The organism is Jiangella aurantiaca, from assembly GCF_004349105.1.
In the GTDB taxonomy this organism is placed as follows: domain Bacteria; phylum Actinomycetota; class Actinomycetes; order Jiangellales; family Jiangellaceae; genus Jiangella; species Jiangella aurantiaca.
Window position 1 is genome coordinate 26,458 of sequence record NZ_SMLB01000005.1, and the last position, 25,545, is coordinate 52,002.

General features: G+C 71.6%; 23 protein-coding genes. 10 read left to right on the forward strand and 13 right to left on the reverse strand.

Annotated features, from left to right (window positions below; translation table 11 throughout):
* The first annotated feature begins 21 nt into the window (after positions 1-21).
* Entirely contained in the window at positions 22-303 is a 282-nt protein-coding gene (locus E1262_RS05170; protein WP_132101973.1) for a hypothetical protein, read from the forward strand.
* Here E1262_RS05170 and E1262_RS05175 read toward each other — a convergent pair.
* Positions 300-1,478, reverse strand: coding sequence for an AI-2E family transporter (locus tag E1262_RS05175; protein WP_132101974.1), 1,179 nt, complete (start codon positions 1,476-1,478; stop codon positions 300-302). The two genes, E1262_RS05170 and E1262_RS05175, sit on opposite strands and share 4 nt — an antisense overlap.
* 3 nt (positions 1,479-1,481) lie before the next feature.
* On the reverse strand, positions 1,482-3,398 hold the full coding sequence (gene dxs, locus E1262_RS05180) for a 1-deoxy-D-xylulose-5-phosphate synthase (RefSeq protein WP_132101976.1): 1,917 nt from the start codon (positions 3,396-3,398) through the stop codon (positions 1,482-1,484).
* A gap of 140 nt (positions 3,399-3,538) precedes the next feature.
* Between dxs and E1262_RS05185 the strand changes: the two genes are divergently transcribed.
* Together E1262_RS05185 and E1262_RS05190 are read left to right on the forward strand one after the other, a co-directional pair.
* On the forward strand, positions 3,539-4,033 hold the full coding sequence (locus E1262_RS05185) for a hypothetical protein (protein WP_132101978.1): 495 nt from the start codon (positions 3,539-3,541) through the stop codon (positions 4,031-4,033).
* A gap of 126 nt (positions 4,034-4,159) precedes the next feature.
* On the forward strand, positions 4,160-4,630 hold the full coding sequence (locus E1262_RS05190; protein WP_132101980.1) for a hypothetical protein: 471 nt from the start codon (positions 4,160-4,162) through the stop codon (positions 4,628-4,630).
* A gap of 66 nt (positions 4,631-4,696) precedes the next feature.
* Here E1262_RS05190 and E1262_RS05195 read toward each other — a convergent pair whose 3' ends face one another.
* Positions 4,697-5,695: a type IV toxin-antitoxin system AbiEi family antitoxin domain-containing protein gene (locus tag E1262_RS05195; protein ID WP_132101981.1), complete on the reverse strand. Its 999-nt coding sequence runs from the start codon at positions 5,693-5,695 to the stop codon at positions 4,697-4,699.
* Positions 5,696-5,827: 132 nt separating this feature from the next.
* The gene (locus E1262_RS05200) at positions 5,828-8,668 is read right to left on the reverse strand and encodes an aconitate hydratase (protein WP_132101982.1); all 2,841 of its coding nucleotides are present in this window, start codon (positions 8,666-8,668) and stop codon (positions 5,828-5,830) included.
* 144 nt (positions 8,669-8,812) lie between these two features.
* Between E1262_RS05200 and E1262_RS05205 the strand changes: the two genes are divergently transcribed.
* Positions 8,813-9,940 carry a hypothetical protein gene (locus tag E1262_RS05205; RefSeq protein ID WP_162605780.1) on the forward strand — a complete coding sequence of 376 codons (1,128 nt, stop codon included), beginning with the start codon at positions 8,813-8,815 and terminating at the stop codon, positions 9,938-9,940.
* A 102-nt stretch (positions 9,941-10,042) separates the two neighbouring features.
* On the opposite strand, the gene E1262_RS05210 is transcribed toward E1262_RS05205, so the two are convergent.
* Positions 10,043-10,387, reverse strand: coding sequence for a hypothetical protein (locus E1262_RS05210; protein ID WP_132101985.1), 345 nt, complete (start codon positions 10,385-10,387; stop codon positions 10,043-10,045).
* Positions 10,384-11,064, reverse strand: coding sequence for a phospholipase A2 (locus E1262_RS05215; RefSeq protein ID WP_132101987.1), 681 nt, complete (start codon positions 11,062-11,064; stop codon positions 10,384-10,386). The genes E1262_RS05210 and E1262_RS05215 overlap by 4 nt, the downstream gene beginning before the upstream one ends.
* Positions 11,065-11,200: 136 nt before the next feature.
* Between E1262_RS05215 and E1262_RS30765 the strand changes: the two genes are divergently transcribed.
* The 4 genes from E1262_RS30765 (at position 11,201) to glmS (ending at position 15,951) form a co-directional block, all read left to right on the forward strand.
* Positions 11,201-13,060, forward strand: coding sequence for a sensor histidine kinase (locus E1262_RS30765; protein ID WP_203453564.1), 1,860 nt, complete (start codon positions 11,201-11,203; stop codon positions 13,058-13,060).
* Entirely contained in the window at positions 13,057-13,722 is a 666-nt protein-coding gene (locus E1262_RS05225) for a response regulator (protein WP_132101988.1), read from the forward strand. The genes E1262_RS30765 and E1262_RS05225 overlap by 4 nt, the downstream gene beginning before the upstream one ends.
* Before the next feature lie 71 nt (positions 13,723-13,793).
* A complete protein-coding gene (locus E1262_RS05230; RefSeq protein WP_132101989.1) occupies positions 13,794-14,060 on the forward strand; it encodes a hypothetical protein in 267 nt (88 codons plus the stop codon).
* Positions 14,061-14,127: 67 nt separating this feature from the next.
* Complete coding sequence (glmS, locus tag E1262_RS05235) at positions 14,128-15,951, forward strand: glutamine--fructose-6-phosphate transaminase (isomerizing) (RefSeq protein WP_132101991.1); 1,824 nt, start codon at positions 14,128-14,130, stop codon at positions 15,949-15,951.
* A gap of 486 nt (positions 15,952-16,437) precedes the next feature.
* On the opposite strand, the gene E1262_RS05240 is transcribed toward glmS, so the two are convergent.
* From E1262_RS05240 to E1262_RS30775, 4 genes are all read right to left on the reverse strand, one after another.
* A complete protein-coding gene (locus E1262_RS05240; RefSeq protein WP_132101993.1) occupies positions 16,438-17,361 on the reverse strand; it encodes an LLM class F420-dependent oxidoreductase in 924 nt (307 codons plus the stop codon).
* Between the two features lie 79 nt (positions 17,362-17,440).
* A complete protein-coding gene (locus E1262_RS05245; RefSeq protein WP_132101994.1) occupies positions 17,441-18,577 on the reverse strand; it encodes a magnesium and cobalt transport protein CorA in 1,137 nt (378 codons plus the stop codon).
* Positions 18,578-18,782: 205 nt separating this feature from the next.
* Positions 18,783-20,051, reverse strand: a complete 1,269-nt coding sequence (locus E1262_RS30770; protein WP_420810508.1) for a class I SAM-dependent RNA methyltransferase — start codon at positions 20,049-20,051, stop codon at positions 18,783-18,785.
* Positions 20,048-21,982, reverse strand: a complete 1,935-nt coding sequence (locus E1262_RS30775) for an APC family permease (RefSeq protein ID WP_420810509.1) — start codon at positions 21,980-21,982, stop codon at positions 20,048-20,050. Before E1262_RS30775 ends, E1262_RS30770 begins: the two co-directional genes overlap by 4 nt.
* Before the next feature lie 200 nt (positions 21,983-22,182).
* On the opposite strand from E1262_RS30775, the gene E1262_RS05255 reads away from it, so the two are divergent.
* Together E1262_RS05255 and E1262_RS05260 are read left to right on the forward strand one after the other, a co-directional pair.
* The gene (locus E1262_RS05255; protein ID WP_132101996.1) at positions 22,183-22,848 is read left to right on the forward strand and encodes a potassium channel family protein; all 666 of its coding nucleotides are present in this window, start codon (positions 22,183-22,185) and stop codon (positions 22,846-22,848) included.
* Complete coding sequence (locus E1262_RS05260) at positions 22,848-23,513, forward strand: potassium channel family protein (RefSeq protein WP_132101997.1); 666 nt, start codon at positions 22,848-22,850, stop codon at positions 23,511-23,513. Before E1262_RS05255 ends, E1262_RS05260 begins: the two co-directional genes overlap by 1 nt.
* 56 nt (positions 23,514-23,569) lie before the next feature.
* Here E1262_RS05260 and E1262_RS05265 read toward each other — a convergent pair whose 3' ends face one another.
* The 3 genes from E1262_RS05265 to E1262_RS05275 all read right to left on the reverse strand — a co-directional run bounded on the left by E1262_RS05265 (position 23,570) and on the right by E1262_RS05275 (position 25,530).
* Positions 23,570-24,301: a DUF3159 domain-containing protein gene (locus E1262_RS05265; protein ID WP_132101998.1), complete on the reverse strand. Its 732-nt coding sequence runs from the start codon at positions 24,299-24,301 to the stop codon at positions 23,570-23,572.
* Position 24,302: 1 nt separating this feature from the next.
* Positions 24,303-24,695, reverse strand: coding sequence for an OB-fold nucleic acid binding domain-containing protein (locus E1262_RS05270; protein WP_203453567.1), 393 nt, complete (start codon positions 24,693-24,695; stop codon positions 24,303-24,305).
* A gap of 124 nt (positions 24,696-24,819) precedes the next feature.
* Positions 24,820-25,530 (reverse strand): DUF3710 domain-containing protein, encoded by a 711-nt coding sequence (locus E1262_RS05275; protein WP_132101999.1) that lies wholly within the window; start codon positions 25,528-25,530, stop codon positions 24,820-24,822.
* Between the last annotated feature and the right edge of the window lie 15 nt (positions 25,531-25,545).

The window sequence follows — 25,545 nt, forward strand, 5'->3', positions numbered from 1 at the left end:
CACCCGCTTTCCTCTCCTTGCGTGCAAACACCTGACCCCGAGGGTGGCGTTGACACAGTAGAGAGGGAGAGGAGCGGGCCGGGTGAGCACACCGCCGTTCGAGGACTGGGCGACGGGCGCGCCGTCGTCTACGACGACACCGGCCGGCCACGAGCGCGCGAGGGCGACACGGTCGGCCTCGGCGGCGGCAACCTCGACTACGACAACGCGTTGATGCCCATCGATCCCAGCCATCCATGCGCTCTCGGCGAGTACCGGTACTTCTTCGCCAGCGGCGAGATGGACCCCGAAGTGCTTCCCTAACGCGACGGGGACTCGAGCGGCGACGGCGGGTCTGCCGACGGCGGTGCGGTCGCGTCGGCTGGCGGCGGTTCGCCGCTCCCGCCGGTTGGCTCGCCACTCTCGGCCAGTTCGCGCGCCTGCGTGACCCGTCGCCACGCCAGCACCGCCGCCACGATCGCACCCGTCACCGGGACCGCGAGGAACAGGCCGACCAGGCCGAACGCCGCGGCCGCCGCCGTCGTGAGGATCAGTGTCACGACCGGGTGGAAGTTGAGCGCCCGCGACATGAGCAGCGGCGACAGCACGTTGCCCTCGATCTGCTGCACGATGATGACGATGACCAGCGCCCACAGCGCCGTCGTGAAGCCACCGGAGAACAGCGCCACCAGCACCGCGACCGCGCCGGCCAGCGTGGCGCCGACCAGCGGGATGTAGGCCATGATGAACGTCAGCGCGCCGATAGGAACGGCCAGCGGCACGTCGAGGATCAGCAGCCCGACGCCGATCAGCACGCCGTCGACCAGGCCGGTGAGCGTCGAGGCGTAGAACCAGTTGCCGGCGGTGCGCATCGACGCCCGGAAGGCGGCGTCGGCCGGTTCGCGGTGGCTCGGCGCCAGCGCCCCCACGAACTGGTTCCACAGCTTGTCGCCGCTGGTCAGTGCGAAGATCGCGAAGAACGTGGCGATGAGGATGACGGTTGCGAAGTTGCCGACCAGCGACAGCCCACCGACCGCCGCGCTGGTGACGTCGCCGAGGACGTCGCCCAGCCGCGACTGCAGCTCGCCGAGGAGATCCTGGACGCTCTGCGTGTCCATGCCGAACGGCCCGCCTTCGAGCCATTCGTTGATCTCGTTGACCGAGCCGGTGATGGCGTCGACCATGCGCGGCCAGGAGTCGACCACCTCGGTGATGACGAAGACCAGCAGCCCGGCGAAGAACGCCAGGAACAACAGCACGCACAGCAGCGCCGCCAGGACGGCCGGCACCCGCTTGCTGCGCAGCCAGCGGGCCAGCGGCCAGAGCAGCGCCACCTCGGCGAAGCCCAGCACGACCGCCGTGGCGATGAACTGCACCTGCAGGACCAGCCACATCGCGGCGGCGACGGCCACGCCGATGATGAGCAGCCGCCCGGCGATGATCGCCTCGGGCCGCAGCCAGTCAGGGTCCGGACGACGCCGGGAAGTAGTGGTGGCCACCGATCACACCGTCGTCGTCCGGTCGTGCGGCGTGCTGTCGAGCGCCGCGACCAGCCCGGACACCTCGCGCGCCAGGTTCTGCGCCGTGAGCCCGGCGGCGGCCAGGATCTCGTCGCGTTTGGCGTGCTCGAGGAACTGCTGGGGCAGTCCGTAGTCGTGCACCGGGACGGTGACGCCGGCGTCGCGCAGCACCTGGGCCAGCACCGAGCCGACCCCGCCGACGCGGCCGTTGTCCTCGACGGTCACGACCAGCCGGTGCTGCCGCGCGAGGTCGACGAGCGCGTCGTCGAGCGGCTTCACCCAGCGCGGGTCGACGACGGTGACGCCGACGCCCTGCGCCTCGAGCCGCTTCGCGGTGTCGACGCCGACCTTGCCCATGGCGCCGACGGCGACCAGCAGCACGTCGCGGGTCTCGCCGCGGGCCAGCACGTCGACCGTTCCGATGCGCTCCAGCGCCGGCACGTCCGGCCCGACCGCGCCCTTCGAGAACCGCACGACCGTGGGCGCGTCGTCGACGTCGAGAGCCTCGGCGAACTGCTCGACCAGCTGGTTTCCGTCGCGCGGAGCGGCCAGCCGCAGCCCTGGTACGACCTGCAGGATCGACATGTCCCACATGCCGTTGTGCGACGGCCCGTCGTTGCCGGTGACGCCGGCGCGGTCGAGCACGAACGTCACGCCCGCCTTGTGCAGCGCGCAGTCCATCAGCACCTGGTCGAACGCGCGGTTGAGGAACGTGGCGTAGACCGCGACCACCGGGTGCAGGCCCATTGCCGCCATGCCGGCCGCGGACGTGGCCGCGTGCTGCTCGGCGATGCCGACGTCGAAGCAGCGGTCGGGGAACGCCCGCGCGAAAGGCTCCAGCCCGGTCGGGCCGAGCATCGCGGCGGTGATGGCGACGATGTCGGGCCGCTCCCGTCCGGCGCGCACGAGCGCGTCGCTGAACACGTCGGTCCACTCGCGCACCGGCTTGCCCGCGGGGGCGCCGGTGAGGGGGTCGAACGGCCGCGGGCTGTGCATCTGGTCGGCCTCGTCGCGGACGGCGGGGTCGTAGCCGAACCCCTTCTGCGTCAGGCAGTGCACCAGCACCGGTCCGCCGAACCGCTTCGCCTGGGTGAGCGCCTGCTCCACCTGTGTGCGGTCGTGCCCGTCGATGGGCCCGATGTACTTGAGCCCGAGGTCCTCGAACATGCCCTGCGGCGCCAGCAGATCCTTGAGGCCCTTCTTTGCCCCGTGCAGCGCGTCGTAGAGCGGCTGGCCGACCAGCGCGGTGCGCCCCAGCGTGCGCTTGACGACGTCGAGCGCCTGCTCGTAGCGCGGGTCGGTGCGCAGCCCGGTGAGGTGCCGGGCCAGGCCGCCGACCGTCGGCGAGTAGGAGCGGCCGTTGTCGTTGACGATGATGACCAGCGGCCGGCGGTCCGGACCGGTCTGCGGGCCGCCGGCGATGTTGTTCAGCGCCTCCCAGGCCATGCCGCCGGTCAGTGCGCCGTCACCGATGAACGCGACGACGGTGCGGTCACGCTCGCCGCGCACGGCGAACGCCTTGGCCATCCCGTCGGCGTAGGACAGCGCCGTCGACGCGTGCGAGTTCTCGACCCAGTCGTGCTCGCTCTCGGCCCGGCTCGGGTACCCGGACAGCCCGCCGGACTGCTTGAGCCGCGTGAAGTCGTGCCGGCCGGTGAGCATCTTGTGCACGTAGGCCTGGTGGCCGGTGTCGAAGACGATGGGGTCGCGCGGCGAGTCGAACACCCGGTGCGCCGCGATGGTCAGCTCGACGACGCCGAGATTGGGTCCGAGGTGACCGCCGTTGGAGGCGCAGGTGGCCACCAACCGGTCGCGGATCTCCGCGGCCAGCGACTCGAGCTCGTCATCGGACAGTGCCCGCAGCTCGCGGGGGTCCTTGATGCGGTCGAGAAGTCCCACGCGTGCTGCCTCCAAGTCGCGTCGGTGCTGACTGCCGAGTCTAGAGGGCGAACGGCTCTCGATCACGTTCAGGTCTCCTTGTTGAGCACGTTCAGGTCTCCTTGTTGAGCACGCGCCTCGCGGGCCATTACCCTTCCGCTGTGTCTCACGAGGAACGGGCGCGGGGGCCGGTCGGCCGACTGGGACGCCGGGCGACCGGGGCCATCATCGCTGGCGTCGGCAGCCTGCTGTGCGCGCTGAGCGCGTACGTGGCGTGGTTCGGCGACCGCGCGCCGCACGACCTGCCCATCCGGCACCTGGCCGAGACCGGCGCGCCCGGCCTGGCGACCGGCTACTGGACGTCGGTCGCGGCGCCGCTGGCGGTCGTCGGCGCGTTGGGGGCGCTCGGAGCGCTGGTGCGGTTCCGGTTCCTGCTCGGCCTGGCCTGGATGGTCGGCGTCGCGACGCTCGCGCTCTGGGGGCTGATGCGCGCCATCGGCAACGCGACCGACAACGCGCCGGCCGGCGTCGGGGTCGGCGCGGGCGTGTGGCTGTGCGCGGCCGGGCTGCTGGCCATCCTGGTCGGCATCGTCGTCATGGGACCGCGCAAGGAAGAGGTCGACGCCCCGCTGTCGATGTTCGGCGACGACGACTGACTCGCGCTCTTCACCGTTCTGACGTGCGTGGTTCTGGGACGCGTGGCACAGTGGAAGTGCGGCACGTGCCGCCCGGCGCGAGGCCGTGAGCGAGTCGTCTGGACCCTCGGCGAGGAGGCGATCCACATGACCACACGTCAACGTGTCGCTGGAGCCGTCGTCGCCTTCGTCGGCGCCCTGGGCGTCACGGCGAGCGCATACCTCGACTGGCACGGCGGGCGCGACGCCACCGAGATCCCGCTCGAGCGGCTCTTCCAGACCTCCCCCGTCGGCGAACCGTCCTCGTACTGGAACTCGATGGCGCTGGCGCTCGCATCGGTGACCGTCCTCGGCCTGCTCGGCGCGCTGCTGCTGTCGCGGTTCGTCCTGGGTCTGGGCTGGCTGGTCGGACTGGCGACGCTGGTGCTCTGGATCGTCATGTCCGCCAACGACGACTCGCTGTCGGTGTCGGTGGGCGACGTCCAGGCCGGCGCCTGGGTGTGTGCGGCGGCACTGCTGGTCATGCTGATCGGAATCATCGGCATGGGCCGCGCTGCCCGTTCCCGCGAGCCGGCCGACGACACCCGCATCGAGCCCCTCCCGCCACCCGCCCCCTGACGTCGTGGGTCTGCGTCACGACTTGGGTCTATGTCGCGCTCCACGGCGTCAACAGGCCCGAACACGTCACCCAGACCCAAGACGATGCGGTACGGGGCCACGCCACCACGGCACCGGCTCGGGACGCACGGGGCATCGCTCGATCGCCCGTGCAAACCGCGCCGCCAACCGCCTATGGTCGTACCGGGCTAGGTCCCAGCCGTAGCGCACCACCTCCAGCCCCAGCTCACGCAACTGCCATTCGCGTTCTCGCTGGTCGGCGACCACTCGGCCGGCGTCCAAGCGGTTGTCGTACTTGAGCGCCCCGTCGCCTTCGAACACCAGCCACCGGTCGGGCAGCAGGTGATCGACGCGGTAGCGCCCCTGCCCGGTGTCGATCCAGGCATTCGACACCGGCACTGGCAGGCCGTACTCGATGAACGCCAGCCGCCCCAGCGTCTCCAACGGGCTCTCCGCGAAGCCGTCGGCATGGTCGACCACCCACGTGGCGGTCCGGATCCCGCGCCAGCACGCCTGGAACTCCACCACCGCTCGCAGCTCCGCCACGGTCGCACCCGCGGCCAGCGCCGCATCAGCGGCCACCAGAGCCTCCGCGCGCGACGACGTCCGGGCGACATCGACGATGGTCCGCGGCGCGGACGTCACCCGGCATCCGTTGGCGTAAGTGCGATGATGCGGCGCCAGCGCTACCGCCCTGAGCCGGCCGGCCACGTTGTCGCTGGCCATCCGGGCGCCGACCGGCACCACGGCCAAGGGCTGCGCCGGCGGCGTGCCGATGACAGGCAGGCCAAGCACGGCGGCCGCCGACCAGCCAGCGGCCGCAGCCCAAGGGCCACAGGCCAGCGTGAAGGCACGCGAGCGCTGGGTGAACGCCGTCCACTCGTCTGCTGCCGCGTACTCCGCCGCGTCGGCATACACCCCCTTCGCCAGGCGCACCAGGAGCGCGGACCGCTCCAGCCGCGCCAGCCGCGATCGTGTGATCCCGCGTGCCTGTGCCTCGGTGACGCTGAACACGCCGTGCCCCGAACGGAGCAGGCGGCCGACGTCGTGGGGCAGCGTGCGCATGCCGTCGAGATCACCAGAACCGAGCGGCCGCCACCACCGCCGATCGCGGAAATGTGGACAAAGCGGCGCCGACGGCCGGCCTGTGGACGACCAGGACCGGCCGGCGGCGCCGTACCAAGAATCGAACGAACCTCAGAGCAGACTGCGCAGCACGTACTGCATGATGCCGCCGTGGCGGTAGTAGTCCGCCTCCCCCGGCGTGTCGATGCGCACCACCGCGTCGAACTCCACGTCATCAGCGCGGACGTGCACCGTCGCCGGCGTCTCGCCGTCGTTCAGCGCCGTCACGCCGGTGATCTCGAACGTCTCCTCACCGGTCAGCCCCAGGGAGTCGGCCGACTCCCCCTCCGGGAACTGCAGCGGCAGGACGCCCATCCCGATCAGGTTGGACCGGTGGATGCGCTCGTACGACTCCGCGATCACCGCGCGGACGCCCAGCAGCGCCGTCCCCTTCGCCGCCCAGTCGCGCGACGAGCCGGAGCCGTACTCCTTGCCGGCCAGGATGACCAGCGGCACGCCGGCGTCCGCGTACGCCACCGACGCGTCGTAGATCGTCGTGACCGGCGCGTCGGCCGGCGTCGAACCCTGGGTGAAGTCCCTGGTGAAGCCGCCCTCCGTCCCCGGCGCGATCTGGTTGCGCAGCCGGATGTTGGCGAACGTCCCGCGGATCATCACCTCGTGGTTGCCGCGCCGCGACCCGTACGAGTTGAAGTCGCGCCGCTGCACGTCATGCGACGACAGGTACTGCCCCGCCGGCGAGTCGGCCTTGATGGCGCCCGCCGGGCTGATGTGGTCCGTCGTCACGGAGTCGCCCAGCTTGGCCAGCACCCGCGCACCGGCGATGTCCGACACTGGCGACGGCGACACGCCCATGCCCTCGAAGTACGGCGGCTTGCGCACGTACGTCGATTCGGCGTCCCAGGCGAACGTGGTGCCCGATGGCGTCGGCAGCGACTGCCACTGCTGGTCACCGGCGAACACGTCGGCGTAGTCGCGGGTGAACATCTCGCTGGCGATCGCCGTCTCGACGACCTCCTCGATCTCCGTCGGCGACGGCCACAGGTCGCGCAGATAGACGGGCTGGCCGTCGCTGTCGGTGCCCAGCGGCTCGGTCGTGATGTCGATGTCCATGCTGCCGGCCAGCGCGTACGCGACCACCAGCGGCGGCGACGCCAGGTAGTTCATCTTGACGTCGGGGTTGATGCGCCCCTCGAAGTTGCGGTTGCCCGACAGGACGGAGACGACGGCGAGGTCGTTCTCGTCGACGGCGGCGGACACCGCCTCGGGCAGCGGGCCGGAGTTGCCGATGCACGTCGTGCAGCCGTAGCCGACCAGGTGGAAGCCCAGCTTCTCGAGGTACGGCGTCAGGCCGGCGCGCTCGTAGTAGTCCATGACGACCTTCGACCCCGGCGCGAGCGTCGTCTTGACCCACGGCTTGCGGTTCAGGCCGCGCTCGACCGCCTTCTTGGCCAGCAGCGCCGCGCCGATCATGACCGACGGGTTCGACGTGTTCGTGCAGGACGTGATGGCCGCGATCACGACGGCGCCGTGGTCGATCTCGCACTCGGTGCCGTCGTCGAGCGTCACCTTGATCGGTGCCGACGGGCGACCCTCGGCGCCGACCGCCGCCGACACCGGGGTTCGCGGCTGCTCCGCGCCGTTGCCGTTGTGGTGCACGGCGACGGGGTCGCTGGCCGGGAAGGTCTCCTCGACGGCCTCGTCGAGGGCTGTGTGTGGGCCGCCGTCGTGCGCCACGTAGTCGCGCAGCGAGATGCGGAACGCCGTCTTGCCGTCGGTGAGCGAGACGCGGTCCTGCGGGCGCTTCGGGCCGGCGATGGACGGGACGACGGTGCCGAGGTCGAGCTCGAGGTACTCGGAGTACGTTGGCTCCTGCGCGGGGTCGTGCCAGAGGCCCTGCTCCTTCGCGTACACCTCGACCAGCGCGACCTGCTCGTCCGTCCGGCCGGTGAGGCGCAGGTAGCGGACCGTCTCGTCGTCGATCGGGAACACCGCGATGGTGGAGCCGTACTCGGGGCTCATGTTGCCGATGGTGGCGCGGTTGGCCAGCGGCACCTCGGCGACGCCGGGGCCGTAGAACTCGACGAACTTGCCGACGACGCCGTGCTTGCGCAGCTGCTCGGTGATGGTGAGGACGAGGTCGGTGGCGGTCGCGCCCTCGGGCAGCGAGCCGGACAGCTTGAAACCGACGACCCGCGGGATCAGCATGCTGACCGGCTGGCCGAGCATGGCCGCCTCGGCCTCGATGCCGCCCACGCCCCAGCCGACCACGCCGAGGCCGTTGACCATGGTCGTGTGGCTGTCGGTGCCCACGCAGGTGTCCGGGTAGGCGACGCCGTCGCGGACCATGACGGTGCGGGCCAGGTGCTCGATGTTGACCTGGTGCACGATGCCGGTGCCCGGCGGGACGACCTTGAAGTCGTCGAACGCGCCCTGACCCCAGCGCAGGAACTGGTAGCGCTCCTTGTTGCGGCCGTACTCGAGCTCGACGTTGCGGGCGAACGAGTCGGGCGCGCCGAACACGTCGGCGATGACGGAGTGGTCGATGACCAGCTCGGCCGGCGCCAGCGGGTTGATCTTCGACGGGTCGCCGCCGAGGTCGCTCATCGCCTCGCGCATGGTGGCGAGGTCGACGACGCACGGCACACCGGTGAAGTCCTGCATGACGACGCGCGCCGGCGTGAACTGGATCTCGGTGTTGGGCTGCGCCTCGGCGTCCCAGTCGACCACCGCACGGACGTGGTCAGCGGTGATGTTGGCGCCGTCCTCGGTGCGCAGCAGGTTCTCCAGCAGGATCTTCAGGCTGTACGGCAGCCGCCCGACGTCGCCCGCGGCGGCCAGCCGGTACACCTCGTAGGAGGCGTCACCGACCTGCAGGATTCCCTTCGCGCCGAAGCTGTCCTTGCTGGTCACGTTCGATCCCCAACCTCTCGCGTCATGGTTCGCTCCGCTCATCGTCGCGCACGGCGGTGACGCCGGCGCGCTGAGGCTCGCCTAACCGGAAGTCTCTTGACTTCAAGATATCACGTCGAGATCTTCTTCGCCCCGGCTGTCACATTCGCCCTTCCCGATTGACCCATAGGAGGTGTGAAGACATGGATGCTGCTGTGGATCGTCCTCGTCCTGGCCGCGTGCGGGGTGGAGATGCGTCCGGCGGCCGATGTGACGCCGCCGATCGCGACGACGGGTGCGGCGACGGGGTCAGGGTCACCCTCGCCGGCGGTTCCGGTCGAGGTCACGCCGGGTGCGGCGGTGCTGATGCCGGCGGACGACGTCGGCGGACTGGAGCCGCTGTCGCCGCCGCTGCGATTGGTCACACCGGCCGCCACGGTGACGGTGGAGGCGGTAGGTGGGTGGGATCTCCGCGCCCGCACCGACGACCTCGTCGCGCGGGTGTGGCGCGTCAGGGTCGCCGCTCCCACGGCCCTCGCGCCGTCAGCCGATCCGTTCCTGACCGGCACCGGTACGGACCGGCCGCCGCGCGACGCCGCGACGACCCTCTGGCTCGACACCGGGTCCGAGCGGCTGCCGGTCACCCGGGACGGCATCGACGACCCGCTGGTCCTGCCCTGCGACGATCTGCCCTGCGCCGACCGCGGACCCGAGGAGCATCTGCTGGTCGCCGCGACCGCCGACGACGCGGAGCCCGCCCTGATCGCCACGGTCGACGGGGCCGACCAGCGGCTCGACCTCGACACGGGCGAGGTGACGTCGTCGGTGTCCCGGGTCGCGTACGACCGGCCCACCACCGTGCCGGTGTCCGTGCCGGGCTGGCCGCCGCGGACCATCGCCGTGCGCACGCAAGAGCAACTGGAGGCCGAGTTCGGCACCGGCGCCGGCGACATCACCCGTGGTGGGCTCGACGTCGGCTACGGCGGCAGGGTCGCCGAGATGTACCTGTCGCCGTTCGATCGCTACGAGGGCTGGGCGCCGCCGGGGCATGCCTGGCTGGTCCTCCGGGTCGACGATCACTTGCGCCAGCCCGCCAACACCTCCTGGCGGGCCGAACTCGACGCGGCCGCCAGCTGGACCGTCGCCCACGACGCCGGCATGGCGACGCCCGCCTACCCGCCCGCCCTCTCCAACGTCCTCGCCTTCCTCGTCCCCGACGATCTGCGCTCGGTGACCCTCGCCTACCGCCCCATCGGCACGGTCGGCCTTCCGCCCGATGCCCAGTACGATTTCCAGGCGCCGGAACCCCTCACCGCAGAGGTCCCGCTCCCATGACGATGCCCGCCGGCCGCACGCCCGCCGCCCACGGCGCCGGGCGACTCAGCCAGCGCTGCAATCGCGGACGAGCCAGCAGGATGGACGCGCCTTGGCCGACGCTCAGGACGAGGACGCACACGGTCGCGGCGACATGGTGGACAGTTGCCCAGGCAGGCCTACCATGCCGACCGCCGGAACCACCGGCAGGAACCGCGCCACCGGCCGCCACAGGCGGGTCAGCCTCGACCGCACGAACGCCGCGTGGTCGCCGCCGGCCGCTGGCACGGACACCGACGCCATCAGCCAATGACCGAGGACCACCACCGCCACGCTTGCAGCACGGACCGCGTCCACCAGCCGATCCCGCGCCGTCCCCGTTTCGCGGCCCGCGGCATCCAGCACCGCCGCGCTAGGGGTCGTGACGCCGGGCGCCGCGCCGCCTGGGACCGCGTCGACCGGCCTCATCGCGACCACCGCTGCCGACACCGTACGGCGATCGAGGGGCCGGCGGCGGCGCCGGCGATGAGGACCGCCGACACCAGGTACGGCCAGACCGCCTCGCTGCCCGGGTTGCCGTAGCCCTGCCGCCACGAGTTGAACCCGACGGCGCTGGTGGTCAGGCGGGCGAGCGCGGAACAGGCGGCGCCGCCGTCCACCTCGGCGCAGCGAGACCGAAGATCTGCGGCGAACCGCTCGTCGATCGCCCGGCGCGCCCAGGGCCCCAGTTCGCCGCCCTTCGCGGTCGCGTAGCGGAGCAGGTCGTAGCCGAGGTCATGCGATCGGCACGCGCGGTCGAAGCCGTAGGTCGTGTCGCCCAGCCAAGAACAACCGCCGTCGGGATCGGTCACGTGAACGGAGCCGTCCGGGTCGGTCACCACGAGCGGCTCATAGCCCACGACCGCGGCGAGGTCGGCCGGGAGCACCGCCGCGACCTCGCCGCCCGAGGCGCCCGCACGGCCCAAAGTGCCGACACCGCCCGAAGCGCCAACACCGGCCGGTACGCCGGACCCGCCGGTGAGCACGGCGACGGCGTGGGCGGCGCGTTCGTTCTCCGGCGCGGACGGCGTCACCACCTGGCCGGCCCCGGTCAACGCGAACGACGCGAGTAGAGCGGCCGCGAGAAGTCCGATGCGATTCCTCATGCCGCCGGACGCTAAGAACGCGACTGCGGCCGATCGTCACGCCGCGGAGCCAGGTTCGAGGTACCCCGCCGGTATCCCTGAGGGACACCTCCGTAGTACGACGCCCGGCGGGGGTCGCCGCCCTAGTGTGAGTCGCGTGAACGGCGAACGGCGCACCATCGGGTCGTGGCTGCCGTGGCTGGGGGCTGCGGCGGCGTTCGTCGTGACCCTGCAGACGGCGGGCGACGTGCTGGACGTGCCGCTGAACGCGACGCCGCTCGTCGCTGTCGCGGCGGCCGCGCCGCTCGGCCTGATCACGACGCTGCCGGCGCTCGGCTGGCTGCTGTCGGCCGGGTCGGCGCTGCTGGTGTCGCGCGTCTACGACGTGGTCGATGGCGACCCGTGGCCGTGGCCGACGGTGCACGGAGTGGTGCTGCTGGCACTGCTGTTCGCGACGGCGCTGCAGCCGCTGCCCTGGTCGCACTCCCCCGGCGACGCGGACGGACGGGACGACCCTTCCGGGCGCCGGCGGCGATCGCGGGCGGCGACGGTGCTCGGCGAGCTCGCCGTCCCGGTCGTGGCGGCCGTCGCGACCGCGGCGCTGTTCGCCGCCTCGGTGCCCGATCACCTACGGGCCGGATGGGCGGTCGGCGCGGCGGCGGCCGGTGTGGCGGGGATGGTGGCGCGGCGCCTGCCGGTGTTCCGGGCCCTGCCGGCCGAGGCGCCGGTGTCCGCCGGCGACCTGCCCGCCCTGCTGCGCGCCGGGCTCGGCCGGGTGGCGTTCGACTGGGGTCCGCCGCCGGCCGCCGAGCCGAGCGGGGTCGCGCCGTGGGTGCGCCGCTACGTGCCGTGGCTGGCCGCGTTCGTCGTGTTCTGGGTGGCGTTGTCGACAGTCGAGGCGTCGGTCGCGATCCATCCGCTGCTGGTGCCGGTCGCCGCGATGGCGATGGCGCTGCCGGCCGGCCTGGTCGACCGGTACCCGCTCGTCGGCTGGCGCATCGCCACCGTCCTCGGCGTCGTGCTGCTCACGCTGGGCGCGCCGAGCGACGGCGAGTACGACGGCGCCTGGCCGGTGATCTTCCAGTGGATCTGGCTCGCGACGGTGTTCTTCGTCGCCGTGCGGTACGACCGGTGGACGACGGTCTGCGTGTGGGCGATCACCATCGCGGCGATGCTCACGGGCATGGGCGACGACGCCGGCACGGCGGTCACGATGATCGTGGCGGTGACGGCGACCGCGGTCATCGGCGACCTCGTCCGCGCCCGCCGGACCACCAGCCGCGACCTCGAACGGCAGACCGAGCTCAGCGAACTGGAGAAGGCCCGCCGCACGGTCCTGGAGGAGCGCAGCCGCATCGCCCGCGACCTGCACGATGTCGTCGCGCACCACATGTCGATGGTCGTCGTGCAGGCCGAGACCGCGCCGTACCGGATCGAAGGGCTGTCCGACGACGCGCGCGCCGAGTTCGCGTCGATCAGCGGGTCGGCCCGGCAGGCGCTGGACGAGATCCGCGGCCTGCTCGGCGTGCTGCGCGGGGCGGACGAGACGGTCGCGCTGGCGCCGCAGCCGGGCCTGGCCCAGCTCGGCGACCTGGTCGACGGCGCGCGGCGGTCCGGCGTGGCGGTCGAGTTGACGACGGCCGGGGTGCCGGTGACGGAGGTCTCGGGCGCGGTCGGACTGTCGGCGTACCGGATCGTGCAGGAGTCGCTGGCCAACGCGGTTCGGCACGCCTCCGGCACCGAGGTCACCGTCGACGTCTCGTACACGGCACAGGCGGTCGAGCTGCGGGTCCGCAACACCGCCCCGGCAACCCCGAAGAGCGGGGCGACCAGGGCGAATGGGCACGGGCTCCCCGGCATGCGCGAGCGCGCCGCCGTGGTGGGAGGAACACTGGGCGCCGGGCCGACCGCGACGGGCGGGTTCGCCGTCACCGCCGTCCTCCCCTATCGGGCCGGCCCGCCGCCGGACCCCGACGGCGCCGAACACCACACCGACACCGAGGAGCCCGACGCATGACGACGCGGGTGCTGATCGTGGACGACCAGGCGATGGTGCGGGAGGGGTTCGGGGCGTTGCTCGCCGCGCAGGACGACCTGGAGGTGGTCGGGAGCGCGGCCAACGGGGCCGAGGCGGTCGACGCGGTGTGGAGGAAGCACCCGGACGTGGTGTTGATGGACGTGCGGATGCCGGTACTGGACGGGCTGGAGGCGACCCGGCGCATCCTCAAGGCGCCCGGCGACCAGCACCCCAGGGTGATCATGCTCACCACGTTCGACCTCGACGACTACGTGTACGAGGCGCTGCGGGCCGGCGCCAGCGGCTTCCTGCTCAAGGACGCGCCGGCCGCCGACCTCGTGCACGCCGTCCGGGTGGTGGCGGCCGGCGACGCGCTGCTGGCGCCGTCGATCACGCGCACCTTGATCGCCGACTTCGCCCGCCGCCCGCAACAGAACCGGCCCCGGCCCGAGCAGCTGCGGGTGCTGACCCCGCGCGAGACCGAGGTGCTCAAGCTCATCGCCGCCGGCCGGTCGAACGGCGAGATCGCCGACACGCTCGTGCTGGCCGAGCAGACGGTCAAGACGCACGTCAGCCGGATCCTCATGAAGCTCGACCTGCGCGACCGCGCCCAGGCCGTCGTCGTCGCCTACGAGACCGGACTGGTGCAGCCAGGCGGCTGAACACCGAGATCCCTGCCCGATTCCGGGCAGATTCTTGGCGATCCGCCCGTCGTCCGGGCATGGTGTGACCCGTGACCCACACCGCCGCGGATCTCGTCGAGCAGATCATCCGGTCGACGGGGCTGCCGGCCGGCGAGGTACGGCGGATCGTCGCCGACGTCGCGGCGTACTTCTCCGAACCGGTCGAGGAGTACGTGCGGCGACGCCACCACGAGCTGCGGCTGCGCGGCGGTAAGAACGAGGAGATCTTCGAGCGCATCCGGGCCGAACTGACTCATCGGCCGGTCCGCGCGCCCGAACTGTCGGCCCGGCAGCTGCGCCGCATCGTCTACGGCTGACGCCGTCCCCTGGCCGCATCCCGGCCCACCCGATTAGACACCAACCCAACGAGAGGACCACGCGACCATGTGCGGAATCGTCGGATACGTCGGCGCGAAGCCGGCCGCCCCCATCCTGGTCGACGGCCTGGCGCGGCTGGAGTACCGCGGCTACGACTCCGCCGGCGTCGCCGTCCTGGGACCGAGCGAGATCAGGCTGCACCGCGACGCCGTCCGGGTGCGCGAGCTGGAGGCGTCGCTGCCGAAGCGGTTCGGCGGCAAGGTCGGCATCGGCCACACCCGCTGGGCCACGCACGGCGTCCCGTCACAGCGCAACGCCCACCCGCAGCTCAGCGCCGACGGCCGGGTCGCGGTCGTGCACAACGGCATCATCGACAACGCCGCTCAGCTGCGCGCCGAGTTGACGGCTGACGGCGTCGAGCTGAGCTCCGACACCGACACCGAGGTGCTGGCGCACCTCATCTCCCGAGCCCGGACGAGCAACGGCTCCCTGGAGGACGCCGTCCTCGCGACCCTCGACCGCATCGAGGGCACCTACGGCCTCGCCGTCCTCGACCAGGCGCACCCGGACCGCATCGTCGTCGCCCGCAACGGCAGCCCGATCATCATCGGCATCGGCGACCGCGAGATGCATGTCGCCAGCGACACCGCCGCCCTGGTCCGCTACACCCGCCAGGTCGTCCACCTCGACGACGGCGAGCTGGCCACGCTGCGCGCCGACGGCTACCAGACGTTCACCCGCAACGCCCGCACCACGAAGACCGCGGTCACCGTCGACTGGGACGCTTCCGACTACGGCACCGACGGCCACGAACACTTCATGCACAAGGAGATCGCCGAGCAGCCCGACGCCGTCCGCCGCGTCCTCAAGGGCCGGCTGGACGAGCGGTTCCACACCGTCCGCCTCGGCGGCCTGGAGATGGACGCCCGTGAGCTGCGCGAGTTCCGCCGGGTCAAGATCCTCGGCTGCGGCTCGGCCTACTACGCCGGGCAGGCCGGCGCGCAGTTCATCGAGGAGGTCGCCCGCATCCCGGCCGACGCCGAGCCGGCCTCGGAGTTCCGCTACCGCAACCCGGTCATCGAGAAGGACACCCTCTACGTCGCCGTCAGCCAGTCCGGTGAGACGTACGACACGCTGGTCGCCGTCCAGGAGCTGAAGCGGAAGGGCGGCCGGGTGATCGGCCTGGTCAACGCGGTCGGGTCGAGCATCGCGCGCGAGTGCGACGGGGGCGTCTACCTGCACGCCGGCCCGGAGGTCGCGGTCGCCTCGACGAAGGCGCTGACGAACATGCTGGTCGGGTTCGCGCTGCTCGGCCTGCACCTGGGCCGCATCCGCGACGTCTCACCGGCAGACGGGCGCCGCCTCATCACCGCGCTGCAGGCGCTGCCGGAGCAGATCGAGGCGATCCTCGACGGCGAGCCGCACCTGGCCGCCGTCGCGAAGGAGCTGGCACAGGCGCCGAGTCTGTTCTTCGTCGGCCGCACCCGCGGCTTCCCGGTCGCCCGCGAGGGCGCGCAGAAACTCAAGGAGATCTCCTACCGGCACGCCGAGGCGTACCAGACGTCCGAGCTCAAGCACGGGCCGCTGGCGCTGGTCGGGCCGGAGCTGCCGACCGTCGCGATCGTCCCCGACGACGAGCTGCTCGACCGCAACCTCGGCGCGCTGCAGGAGATCACCGCACGGTCCGGTCCACTGGTCGTGGTGACGCACGACGGCGTCGACCTCGGCGTCGTGGCCGGCCAGGTGATCACCGTGCCGAAGAGCGAGCCGGAGCTGGACCCGCTGCTGCTGACGATCCCGCTCCAGCTGCTCGCCTACCACGCCGCCCTGACGCTCGGCCACGACGTCGACAAGCCCCGCAACCTCGCGAAGTCGGTCACCGTCGAGTAGGGCGTCCGCTCAACGTGATCGTTCCAGCTCTTCGACCCGATCCGTGGGTCGGTCGCGACCGGTTCGCCGGAGGATGCAGCGTTGGCCGGGGCTGCGGCGTTGGCCGTCCCCATGCTGGCCATTCTCTTGGCCGCGCACCCGCGCCTCAAGCGGACTGTTGGGCGCTTCGCGCGGCGATGACCGCTTGACCCGCAGCTCCGCGGCCCTGGGCGCTATCAGGGGGACGGGGCGAGTCTGGGCACACCTCGACCCGCGCCGGCGTGGTTCGGTGTGCCGGCGGTGGCTGTGGACAGCGTTGATCATCAACGATCGCGTACATCACCAGGATCACCCGAGCCTCAACACGATTGCAGGCGTGTTGAGGCTCGGGTAATCCTGGTGACGGCCCCACGAACGCCGCGCCGCCCTTCTGTGGACACCCGTGATCATCAACCTTTGGTGCTGCTCAGACGACGCAGAAGGTTGATGATCAAGGGGGCCCGAGCGTCAGGCGACGTGCGGGGCGACCTCGGCCGCGATCAGCTCCAGGTGGTCGAGGTCGCCGAGGTCCAGGATCTGCAGGTAGACCCGGCCGCCGCCCAGCTCGCGGATGGCGTTGATGCCGTCGACCACCTCCTGCGGCGTGCCGGCCAGGCCGTTCCTCCGCACCTCGGCCGGCTCGCGCCCGATGGCGGCCGCACGGCGGGCGAACTCCGCCTCGTCGGCCCCGACGCACGCCACCAGTGCGACCGAGTAGACCAGCGAGTCGGGGTCGCGACCAGCCTCCTCACACGCCTTGCGCACGGCCAGGAACCGATCGCCGATCTCCGCCTTCGGCGGGAACGAGGTGTTGTACTCGGCGGCATACTTCGCGGCCAGCGCAGGCGTGCGGCGTGGGCCGTTGCCGCCGACGATGAGCGGCACCGGCTGCTGCACCGGCTTCGGCAGCCCCGGGGAATCAGACACCGTGTAGTGCGAGCCCGAGAAGTCGAACGTCGAGCCGGTCGGGGTGTTCCACAGCCCGGTGATGACGGCGAACTGCTCCTCGAGCAGGCCGAATCGCTTCTCCGGGAACGGGATGCCGTAGGCCGCGTGCTCCTGCGCGTACCAGCCCGCGCCCAGCCCCAGCTCGACCCGGCCGCCGGACATCTGGTCGACCTGCGCGACCTGGATGGCCAGCACGCCGGGGTGCCGGAACGTCGCCGACGACACCAGCGTGCCCAGCCGGATGCGCGACGTCTCGCGGGCCAGCCCGGCCAGCGTCGTCCACGCGTCGGTCGGGCCGGGCAGTCCGCTGACGCCGCCCATCTTCAGGTAATGGTCGGACCGGAAGAAGGCGTCGAAGCCGAGCCGCTCGGTCGCCTGTGCGACGGCGAGGAGGTCGTCATAACTCGCGCCCTGTTGGGGCTCGGTGAAGATCCGCAGCTGCATGGGTCCAGCCTCTCATCCGGGGACAGACGTCAGACCTCGCGGTCGGCTGCCAGGCCTTCACGACCCTGCCGGCGTCGGCTCAGAGCCAGTCCTTCTTCCGGAAGATCACGAACAGGGCGGCGCAGACGAACGCCATGAGCAGCAGCGCGAACGGGTAACCGAACGCCCAGTGCGTCTCAGGCATGTTGTCGAAGTTCATGCCGTAGATGGTCCCGACGAGCGTCGGCGCGAACAGGATGGCGGCCCAGGCGGAGATCTTCTTGAGCTCCTCGTTCTGCTCGAAGCTGGCCTCGGTCAGCGACTTCATCTCCTCGTTCTGCTGCTGCGTCACCAGCGTCGCGTTGACGGCCAGGATGTCGGAGAGCACCTGGCGGAAGCTGTCGACCCGCTCCGTCACCTCCGTGACATGGTCGGCGACGTCGCGCAGGTAACGCTGCAGCTCCTCGTCGGTGCCGTACTTCTCGAAGCCGCCCTCGAGCCCGGACATCATGCTGGCCAGCGGCCGGGTGGCCCGCTGGAACTCCAGCACCTCGCGCGACAGCTCGTAGATGCGCCGCGACACCTTGGGGTCGCGGCCGAACACCTGCACCTCGATCTCGTCGACGTCGTTGCTGACGCCGTTGACCACCGGGACGTAGCCGTCGACGACGGAGTCGAGGACGGCGTACAGCACGGCCTCGGGTCCGAGGCGCAGCAGGTCGGGATCGTCCTCCATGCGCCGGCGGACCGACGACAGATTGGGCGCCGCGCCGTGCCGGACGGTGATGACGAACCCGGGCCCGACGAACAGGTGCAGCTCGGCGAAGTCGACCTCCTCGACGGCGTCGAGGTAACGCGCCGCACGCAGCACCACGAACAGGGTCTCGCCGTAGCGCTCCAGCTTGGGTCGCTGGTGCGCCTCCATGGCGTCCTCGACGGCCAGCGGATGCAGGTCGAACTCGTCGGCCAGCGACAACAGCTCGGCGTCGCTGGGCTTGTAGAGCCCGATCCACGCCATCGCCTCGGCGTCGGTGCGCAGCTGGCGGTACGTCTCGGCCAGCGAGCTGGGCGTGCTGATGCGCTTGCCGTCGCGGTACAGCGCGGCGTCGACGATGCTCGACCGGGGCTCAGTGGCCTCCGGCTCCTCGGTGGAGTGGTCGGTCACCGAGTTGCCCCGGCCCTGACGGCGCAGGGCGGGGGGGATGACGCGCAAGGCGCGCTGACGACGAGGAGGCATGGCGTCGCTCCCATAGCGGTGAGGCGGACGGAGACGGGTGTCGAGGAACGCAGGAACACCCGGCCGTCGGACATCAGGTGTCCTCGGCCTCGGCGTCCTGCGTCGCATGACTAGGAGGCTCACTGCGCATGGCAGCCTCACCTCCCGTTACGTCGCTCTGGTTCGCCGCCGTCAAGAATAGTCCACGGGCGGCCGGGACGGGCGATCAGCTCACGGGATGCAAGATCGCGACGCACTCGACGTGGTGCGTCATCGGGAACAGGTCGAACGCGCGCAGGCCGGTGAGGCGGTAACCGAGACCGGCGAACGTGGCGAGGTCGCGGGCAAGCGCGGCCGGATCGCAGGCCACGTAAGCGACGACCCGCGGTGCGCGCTCGGCGATCCGGCCGACGACGGCGGCCTTGGCCCCCTCGCGCGGCGGGTCCAGCACGACGACGTCGACGGTGTCGGGCACGCCCGCCGGCCCCGTCCCGGCCAGCACCCGGTCGACCCGGCCGGCCAGCAGCCGCACCCACGGGACGTCGTGCAGGTTGCGCTTCGCGTCGGCGACCGCCTGGCGCGACCCCTCGACGCCCACGAGCGTCCCGGACCGGCCGACCAATGGCGCCAGCGCGCCGGCGAACAGGCCCACGCCACAGTAGAGGTCCAGCGCCGACTCGCCGGGCCGGGCCTGGACGCCGTCCAGCACGGCACCGACGAGCGTGGCCGCCGCACCCGGGTGGACCTGCCAGAACCCGCCGCCGCTGACCCGCCAGCGCCGGTCGGCGGCCTCCTCGACGACGTACCCGCGGCCCTCGACGACCTCACCGTCGACCAGGAGCTGCCGCTCCCCGGTGTTCGCCGCGACCACCTCGACCGACGACGCGCCAGGCCACTCGCCGTCCTCGACGCGGGCCGCCCGGACGTCGGGGTGCGCGATGCGGCAGTAGTCGATCGGCACGACCTCGTGTGACCGGTGCGCCCGCAGCCCGGCCCGTCCGATCGCGTCGACGGCGTAGGTGACGCGGGTCCGCCAGCCCAGGCCGTCGTCGTGGCCGGCCGAGGTACGCTTCTCAGCCGAGGCCGGAGATCGAATTGCCACCGGCTCCACCTCGACCGGCCAGTCGATGCCGGCCAGCCGGGACAGCTGCTCGGCGACGACGGCCGCCTTCAGCCGCCGCTGCGACGGCAGTGCGGCGTGCTGCCAGTCGCAGCCGCCGCACTTCCCAGGCCCGGCCCACGGGCACGGCGGTGTGACGCGGTCCGGCGACGGCGTCAGGACGGCGACGGCGTCGGCGCGCCAGAACCGGTCCTCCGTGCCGCCCTCGGTGACCCGGATCCGGACCCGCTCGCCGGGCAGCGCGTGCCGGACGAAGACCGCGCGGCCCTCGTGCCGGGCCACGCAGACGCCGCCGTGCGCGACGGGGCCGACGTCGACCACGGCCTCCGTGCCGACGACGGAGTCGCCCCGGACAGTGCGCGTCCGCCCGCTCAGCGGGGACCGCCTCGCCGCACGTCGCCCGGCGCCCGGGGCGCCGGCTTGGCCTTGTCCCGGGCCTTCAGCGCCGCCGCGGAGCGCAGCTGCCAGGGCACGCTCGTCACCATGACGCCCGGCGTGAACAGCAGCCGACCCTTGAGCCAGAAGACGCTCTGGTTGTGCAGCAGCCGCTCCCACCAGTGCCCGACCACGTATTCCGGCACGTACACCGTCACGATGTCGCGCGGGCTGGCCCGCCGGATCGCCCGCACGTACTCCACGACCGGCCGCGTGATCTCGCGGTACGGCGAGTCGAGCACCCGCAGCGGCACCGGGATGTCGTGCCGGTCCCACTCGTCCAGCAGTGCGGCGGTCGCGTCGGTGTCGACGTCGACGGTGATGGCCTCGATGATGTCCGGCCGGGTCGCCCGCGCGTAGGCGATGGCCCGCACCGTCGGCTTGTGCAGCCGCGACACCAGCACGACGGCGTGCACGCGCGACGGCAGCAGCGACTCCGCCGGCCAGTCCTCGACCTCCAGCTCCCGCGAGGTGGTGTCGTAGTGCCGCCTGATGCCGCGCATCAGCAGGAACAGCACCGGCATCATCGCGACAACCAGCCAGGCGCCGTGCGTGAACTTGGTGATCAGCACGACGACGAGCACGACGCCGGTGAGGCTGGCGCCGGTGGCGTTGATGGCGCGTGACCGCAGGATCTGCCGTCGTTCCGGGCCCGATGGGCCGGCCGCGAGCAGCCGGTTCCAGTGCCGCACCATGCCGGTCTGGCCGAATGTGAACGCCGTGAACACGCCGACGATGTAGAGCTGGATCAGCCGGGTCACCGAGGCGTCGAACGCGACGATCAGCAGCCCGGCCAGCACCGCCAGCACGATGATGCCGTTGCTGAACACCAGCCGGTCGCCGCGGGTGTGAAGCTGACGCGGCGCGTACCGGTACTGGGCGAGGATCGAGCCGAGCAGCGGGAAGCCGTTGAACGCGGTGTTCGCGGCCAGGATCAGGATCAGCGCCGCGGCGCCCTGGACGTAGTAGAAGGGGATGGTGTCGGCGCCGAACACCGCCTCGGCCAACTGCGAGATGACCGTCGGCTGCGGCTGCGAGCAGTCGAACCCGACGAGGTCGCAGGGGTTCTCGACGTAGCGGACGTCGGCGATCACGGCCAGCGCGGTGATGCCGCTGAACATCGTGATCGACAGCGTGCCCATGATCGCCAGCGTCGTCGCGGCGTTCTTCGCCTTGGGTTTGCGGAAGGCGGGCACGCCGTTGGCGATCGCCTCGACGCCGGTGAGCGCCGTACAGCCGGACGCGAACGCGCGCAGCACCAGCAGCATCAGCGCGATGCCGCCGAGATCGGTCATCTCGGCCTGGACGTCGTACGAGGCCGACTCCGCGACGGGGTCGGTGCCGAACGCCGTCTTCCCCAGGCCCCAGACGATCATTGCGCCCATGCCGACGATGAACAGGTAGGTCGGGATGGCGAACGCGGTGCCGCTCTCGCGGATGCCGCGCAGGTTCATCGCCGAGAGCAGCACGACGATGCCGATGGCCATGGGCACGCGGTAGTCGTTGAGCTCCGGCACGGCCGAGATCAGGTTGTCCACGCCCGCGGAGACCGACACGGCCACCGTCAGGATGTAGTCGATGAGCAGCGCGCTGGCCACGACGATGCCCGCGGTCGGGCCGAGGTTCGTGCTGGCGACCTCGAAGTCGCCGCCGCCCGTCGGGTAGGCACGCACCAGCTGCCGGTACGAGAGCACGACGGTGATGAGCAGCAGCACGACGACGATGGCGACCCAGGGCGTGTACGTCAGGTAGGCCAGCCCGCCCAGCGTCAGGATGACCAGGATCTCCTGCGTGGCGTACGTGACCGACGACAGCGGGTCGCTGGCGAAGACCGGCAGGGCCAGCCGCTTGGGTAGCAGCGTGTGCCCCATGCGGTCGCTGGGGAGTTTGCGACCGATGAGCAGCCGCTTGGACAGATCGCCGAGGCTCGGCACGATCGGCAATGGTATGCCTTCTCTGGCGGACGTGTAACGTCGACAGCACCATGGCGGGCCCGGGCGCCACTGGGCGAGGTTGACAGCCGGCCGCGAGGTCCGACGTCAGTCCCGGAAAACAGGGTGAGAGGACCACAGTGCACGTCGTCATCATGGGCTGCGGCAGGGTCGGTTCGACCGTCGCTCACATCCTCGAGTCGCACGACCACACCGTCGCGATCGTCGACCAGAACCCGGAGGCGTTCCGGCGGCTGCAGCCGGGCTTCGAGGGCTCGACGGTGGCCGGCGTCGGGTTCGACCGCGACGTGCTCATCGAGGCCGGCATCGAGCGCGCCGACGCGTTCGTCGCGGTCAGCAGCGGCGACAACTCCAACATCCTGGCCGCCCGGGTGGCCCGCGAGACGTTCGGCGTCGACAACGTGGTGGCCCGCATCTACGATCCCGGCCGGGCCGAGGTCTACCAGCGGCTGGGCATCCCGACGGTGGCGACGGTGCGGTGGACGGCCGACCAGATCCTGCGCCGCTTGTTCCCCGAGGGCGCGCAGACTGAGTGGGTCGACCCCACCGGGACGGTCCAGCTGGCCGAACTGCACGTCAGTACCGGTTGGATCGGCCAGACCGTCGACAAGCTGGAAGCGGCGTCCGGCGCCCGCATCGCGTTCCTCACCCGCTACGGCGAGGGCGTCCTGCCGACCGCCGACACCGTCGTCCAGGACGGCGACCTCGTCCACGTCCTCGTCAACACCGAGCGCATCTCGTACGTCGTCCAGGTGCTCTCCAAGGACCCGGAGGTGGAGATCTGATGCGCGTCGCCATCGCCGGCGCCGGGAACGTCGGCCGCTCCATCGCGTCGGAGCTGCTGGCCAACGGCCACGACGTGCTGCTCATCGACAAGGACACCAAGGCGATCAAGGCCGCCAGCGTGCCCGAGGCCGAGTGGCTGCTGGCCGACGCCTGCGAGTTGTCCATGCTCGAGGAGGCGGCCTTGGACCGCTGCAACGTCGTCATCGCCGCCACTGGCGACGACAAGGTCAACCTGGTCGTGTCGCTGCTGGCCAAGACGGAGTTCGGCGTGCCCCGCGTGGTGGCCCGGGTGAACCACCCCCGCAACGAGTGGATGTTCAACGAGTCCTGGGGCGTCGACGTCTCGGTGTCCACGCCGCGCATCATGAGCGCGCTGGTCGAGGAGGCCGTGAGCGTCGGCGACCTGGTCCGGCTCTTCAGCTTCCGGCAGGGCGAGGCCAACCTGGTCGAACTGACGCTGCCGAGCGACTCCCCCATCGTCGGGACGGCGGTCGCGGACGTCGCCTGGCCGGTCGACACCTCGCTGGTCTCGATCATCCGTGGCAAGCACGTGCACAGCCCGCTGCCCGACCTCCCGCTGGAGGCCGGCGATGAGCTGCTCTTCGTCGCCGCGCCGGAGCGGGAGAAGCAGCTCGAGGACCTGCTCTCCCCCCACTTCTCCTGACTCGTCCCGTGATCATCAACCTTTTGAGCTGCGATAGCGACCCAAAGGGTTGATGGTCACGGAAGCGGGTCTGGGTCGGGCTTGGCGGGCGGCTTGACGACGGCGGCCGCCTCGCGCTCCTGGTGGGCGCGGTACGCGGGCCGGATGATCAGCCACGACAGGTACGCGACCAGCAGGAACAGCGGCCAGCTCATGACCAGCCGGGCGCCGGCCAGCCAGCCGATCTGGTCCTCGCCGGACAGATACAGCGGCACCTGGACCGCCAGCCGCAGCGCGAACATTCCCACCCACAGCAGGCTGGCCTGCGTATACGCGCGCAACAGCGCCGGATCGCGACGCCAGCCCATGCCCTGGCCGGTGACCAGCCCGATGAACACGCCGAGCAGCGGCCAGCGGGCCACGATCGACACCAGATAGGCCAGCCCGTAGCCGACGTTGATGAGCAGGCCCGGCAGGAACACGTCCTCGGCGCGGCCGGTGCGGTTGGCCATGAACGCGGCGATGCCGACGCCGAGGAAGCCGGCGATGACGTTCTGCAGCGGCTCCTTGCGCAGCAGCCGGACCCCGGCCAGCACGACGCCGGAGGCCAGCGCGACCCACAGCGACAGCGTGAGGTCGCGACCGGCCGCGGTGTAGACGACGGTGAAGATGGCCAGCGGCAGCCCGGCGTCCAGGAGGGCGGCCGGGCCGAGCACGTCCTTGGGGCGGAACCGCTCGTCGGCGGCGATGGCCTGGACCCAGCTCGGCCGGCCGGCGCGGTCGGGTGCGCCGGGATCGTTCTGACTCATCTCACTCCATGCCTGCGGGCAGCAGCTCGTATCGCGGGTTGTACATGACCCTGCGGCCGTCGAGGGAGGCCACCCGTCCGGTTGCGACCAGCCGGCGCCCGCAGCTGATGCCGGCGATGCGCCTCCGGCCGAGCCAGACCAGTGTCACCGCACCAGAGCCGTCGTACAAGTCGGCCTCGAGGGCAGGGGTGCCCATACGGGGCTGCAGCGTGACGGACTGCAGCACCCCGCGGACGCGCACGGTGGTGCGGTCCTGGACGTCGGCCAGCGGCTGACAGCCGGCCTCGCGCGCGTCGCCGCGCAGTTCCTCGGCTTCGACGTCCTCGTCGGAGGCGACCCACCGAGTGATGGCGCCCCAGATCCCGCGGCGCCCAGTATTTTCCTGCGTGTTCACGAGCCCTCCCCGGGCGGGGTCCTGCTGGCGCTCTCTTCCGTGTTCACGAGCCCTCCCCGGGCGGGGTCAAGCTCACTGTCCCCTCCCACGCTTAAGAGCCTAGTCCGACCGGCAAATGCGCTGCTCAGGCTTGCAACGGCTGGGACGGGTCGGTCGCCGCGCGGTTGCCGGCCGGCGGCTTCAGCACGATGACGTCGCCCGGCGCCATCGGCGACTGGCCGCGGATCACCACCGTCTGCTTGACCAACTCGACGAACCGCTGGAACACGGCGGCGTCATTGGTGGCCTTGCCGAGGAACGTGGCCCGCAGCATCCAGCGCGGGCCGTCGATGGCCGACACCCGCGACGGTTGCAGCACCTGCTTGCCGTCAGGCGCCTGCACCGGGATCACCAGCCGGATCTCGGGGCCGAACGGCCCGGGCGCCTCCTCGGCGCGGCCGCCGCGGCGCTTGGCGTCCTGGGTGATCTGCAGCCGCGTCTGCCCCCACAGCCCGGAGCTGCGCGGCGCGGCGACGGCGATCAGCTGCACTGCGGCGTCCTCGATGGCGAGGACGGCGCTGGTGGCGTTGCCGGTGCGCTGGTCGACCTGCAGCTGCAGCTTCATGCCGGGCTCGGCCTTGATCAGCAGGCCGCCGAGATCGACGCGGCCCTTGCGCGCTTCGTCGAGATCGACCTCGGACTCGTCGAACGGGCCGCCGCTGCGGTCGCTCTTGGGCGACTCGCCCTCGTCTCCGGGCTCGCCGGCCCCCGCGCCCGACGGCGTCGACGTCGCCTCCGTGGTCTCCTCGACCCCGAGCTCGTCCTCATCGCCGTCGCGGCGCCGCCGTCCCCACACCCTGACCGTCCCCTT

Excerpts from the sequence above, each read along its gene's own strand:
- E1262_RS05215 (WP_132101987.1), bottom strand. The coding sequence starts at position 11,064 with ATGAGGAATCGCATCGGACTTCTCGCGGCCGCTCTACTCGCGTCGTTC.
- E1262_RS05240 (WP_132101993.1), bottom strand. The coding sequence starts at position 17,361 with ATGCAGCTGCGGATCTTCACCGAGCCCCAACAGGGCGCGAGTTATGAC.
- E1262_RS05205 (WP_162605780.1), top strand. The coding sequence starts at position 8,813 with ATGCTGCTGTGGATCGTCCTCGTCCTGGCCGCGTGCGGGGTGGAGATG.
- E1262_RS05245 (WP_132101994.1), bottom strand. The coding sequence starts at position 18,577 with ATGCCTCCTCGTCGTCAGCGCGCCTTGCGCGTCATCCCCCCCGCCCTG.
- E1262_RS05200 (WP_132101982.1), bottom strand. The coding sequence starts at position 8,668 with ATGAGCGGAGCGAACCATGACGCGAGAGGTTGGGGATCGAACGTGACC.
- E1262_RS05260 (WP_132101997.1), top strand. The coding sequence starts at position 22,848 with ATGCGCGTCGCCATCGCCGGCGCCGGGAACGTCGGCCGCTCCATCGCG.
- glmS (WP_132101991.1), top strand. The coding sequence starts at position 14,128 with ATGTGCGGAATCGTCGGATACGTCGGCGCGAAGCCGGCCGCCCCCATC.
- E1262_RS05225 (WP_132101988.1), top strand. The coding sequence starts at position 13,057 with ATGACGACGCGGGTGCTGATCGTGGACGACCAGGCGATGGTGCGGGAG.
- E1262_RS05265 (WP_132101998.1), bottom strand. The coding sequence starts at position 24,301 with ATGAGTCAGAACGATCCCGGCGCACCCGACCGCGCCGGCCGGCCGAGC.
- E1262_RS05190 (WP_132101980.1), top strand. The coding sequence starts at position 4,160 with ATGACCACACGTCAACGTGTCGCTGGAGCCGTCGTCGCCTTCGTCGGC.
- E1262_RS05210 (WP_132101985.1), bottom strand. The coding sequence starts at position 10,387 with ATGAGGCCGGTCGACGCGGTCCCAGGCGGCGCGGCGCCCGGCGTCACG.
- E1262_RS30775 (WP_420810509.1), bottom strand. The coding sequence starts at position 21,982 with ATGGGGCACACGCTGCTACCCAAGCGGCTGGCCCTGCCGGTCTTCGCC.
- E1262_RS05195 (WP_132101981.1), bottom strand. The coding sequence starts at position 5,695 with ATGCGCACGCTGCCCCACGACGTCGGCCGCCTGCTCCGTTCGGGGCAC.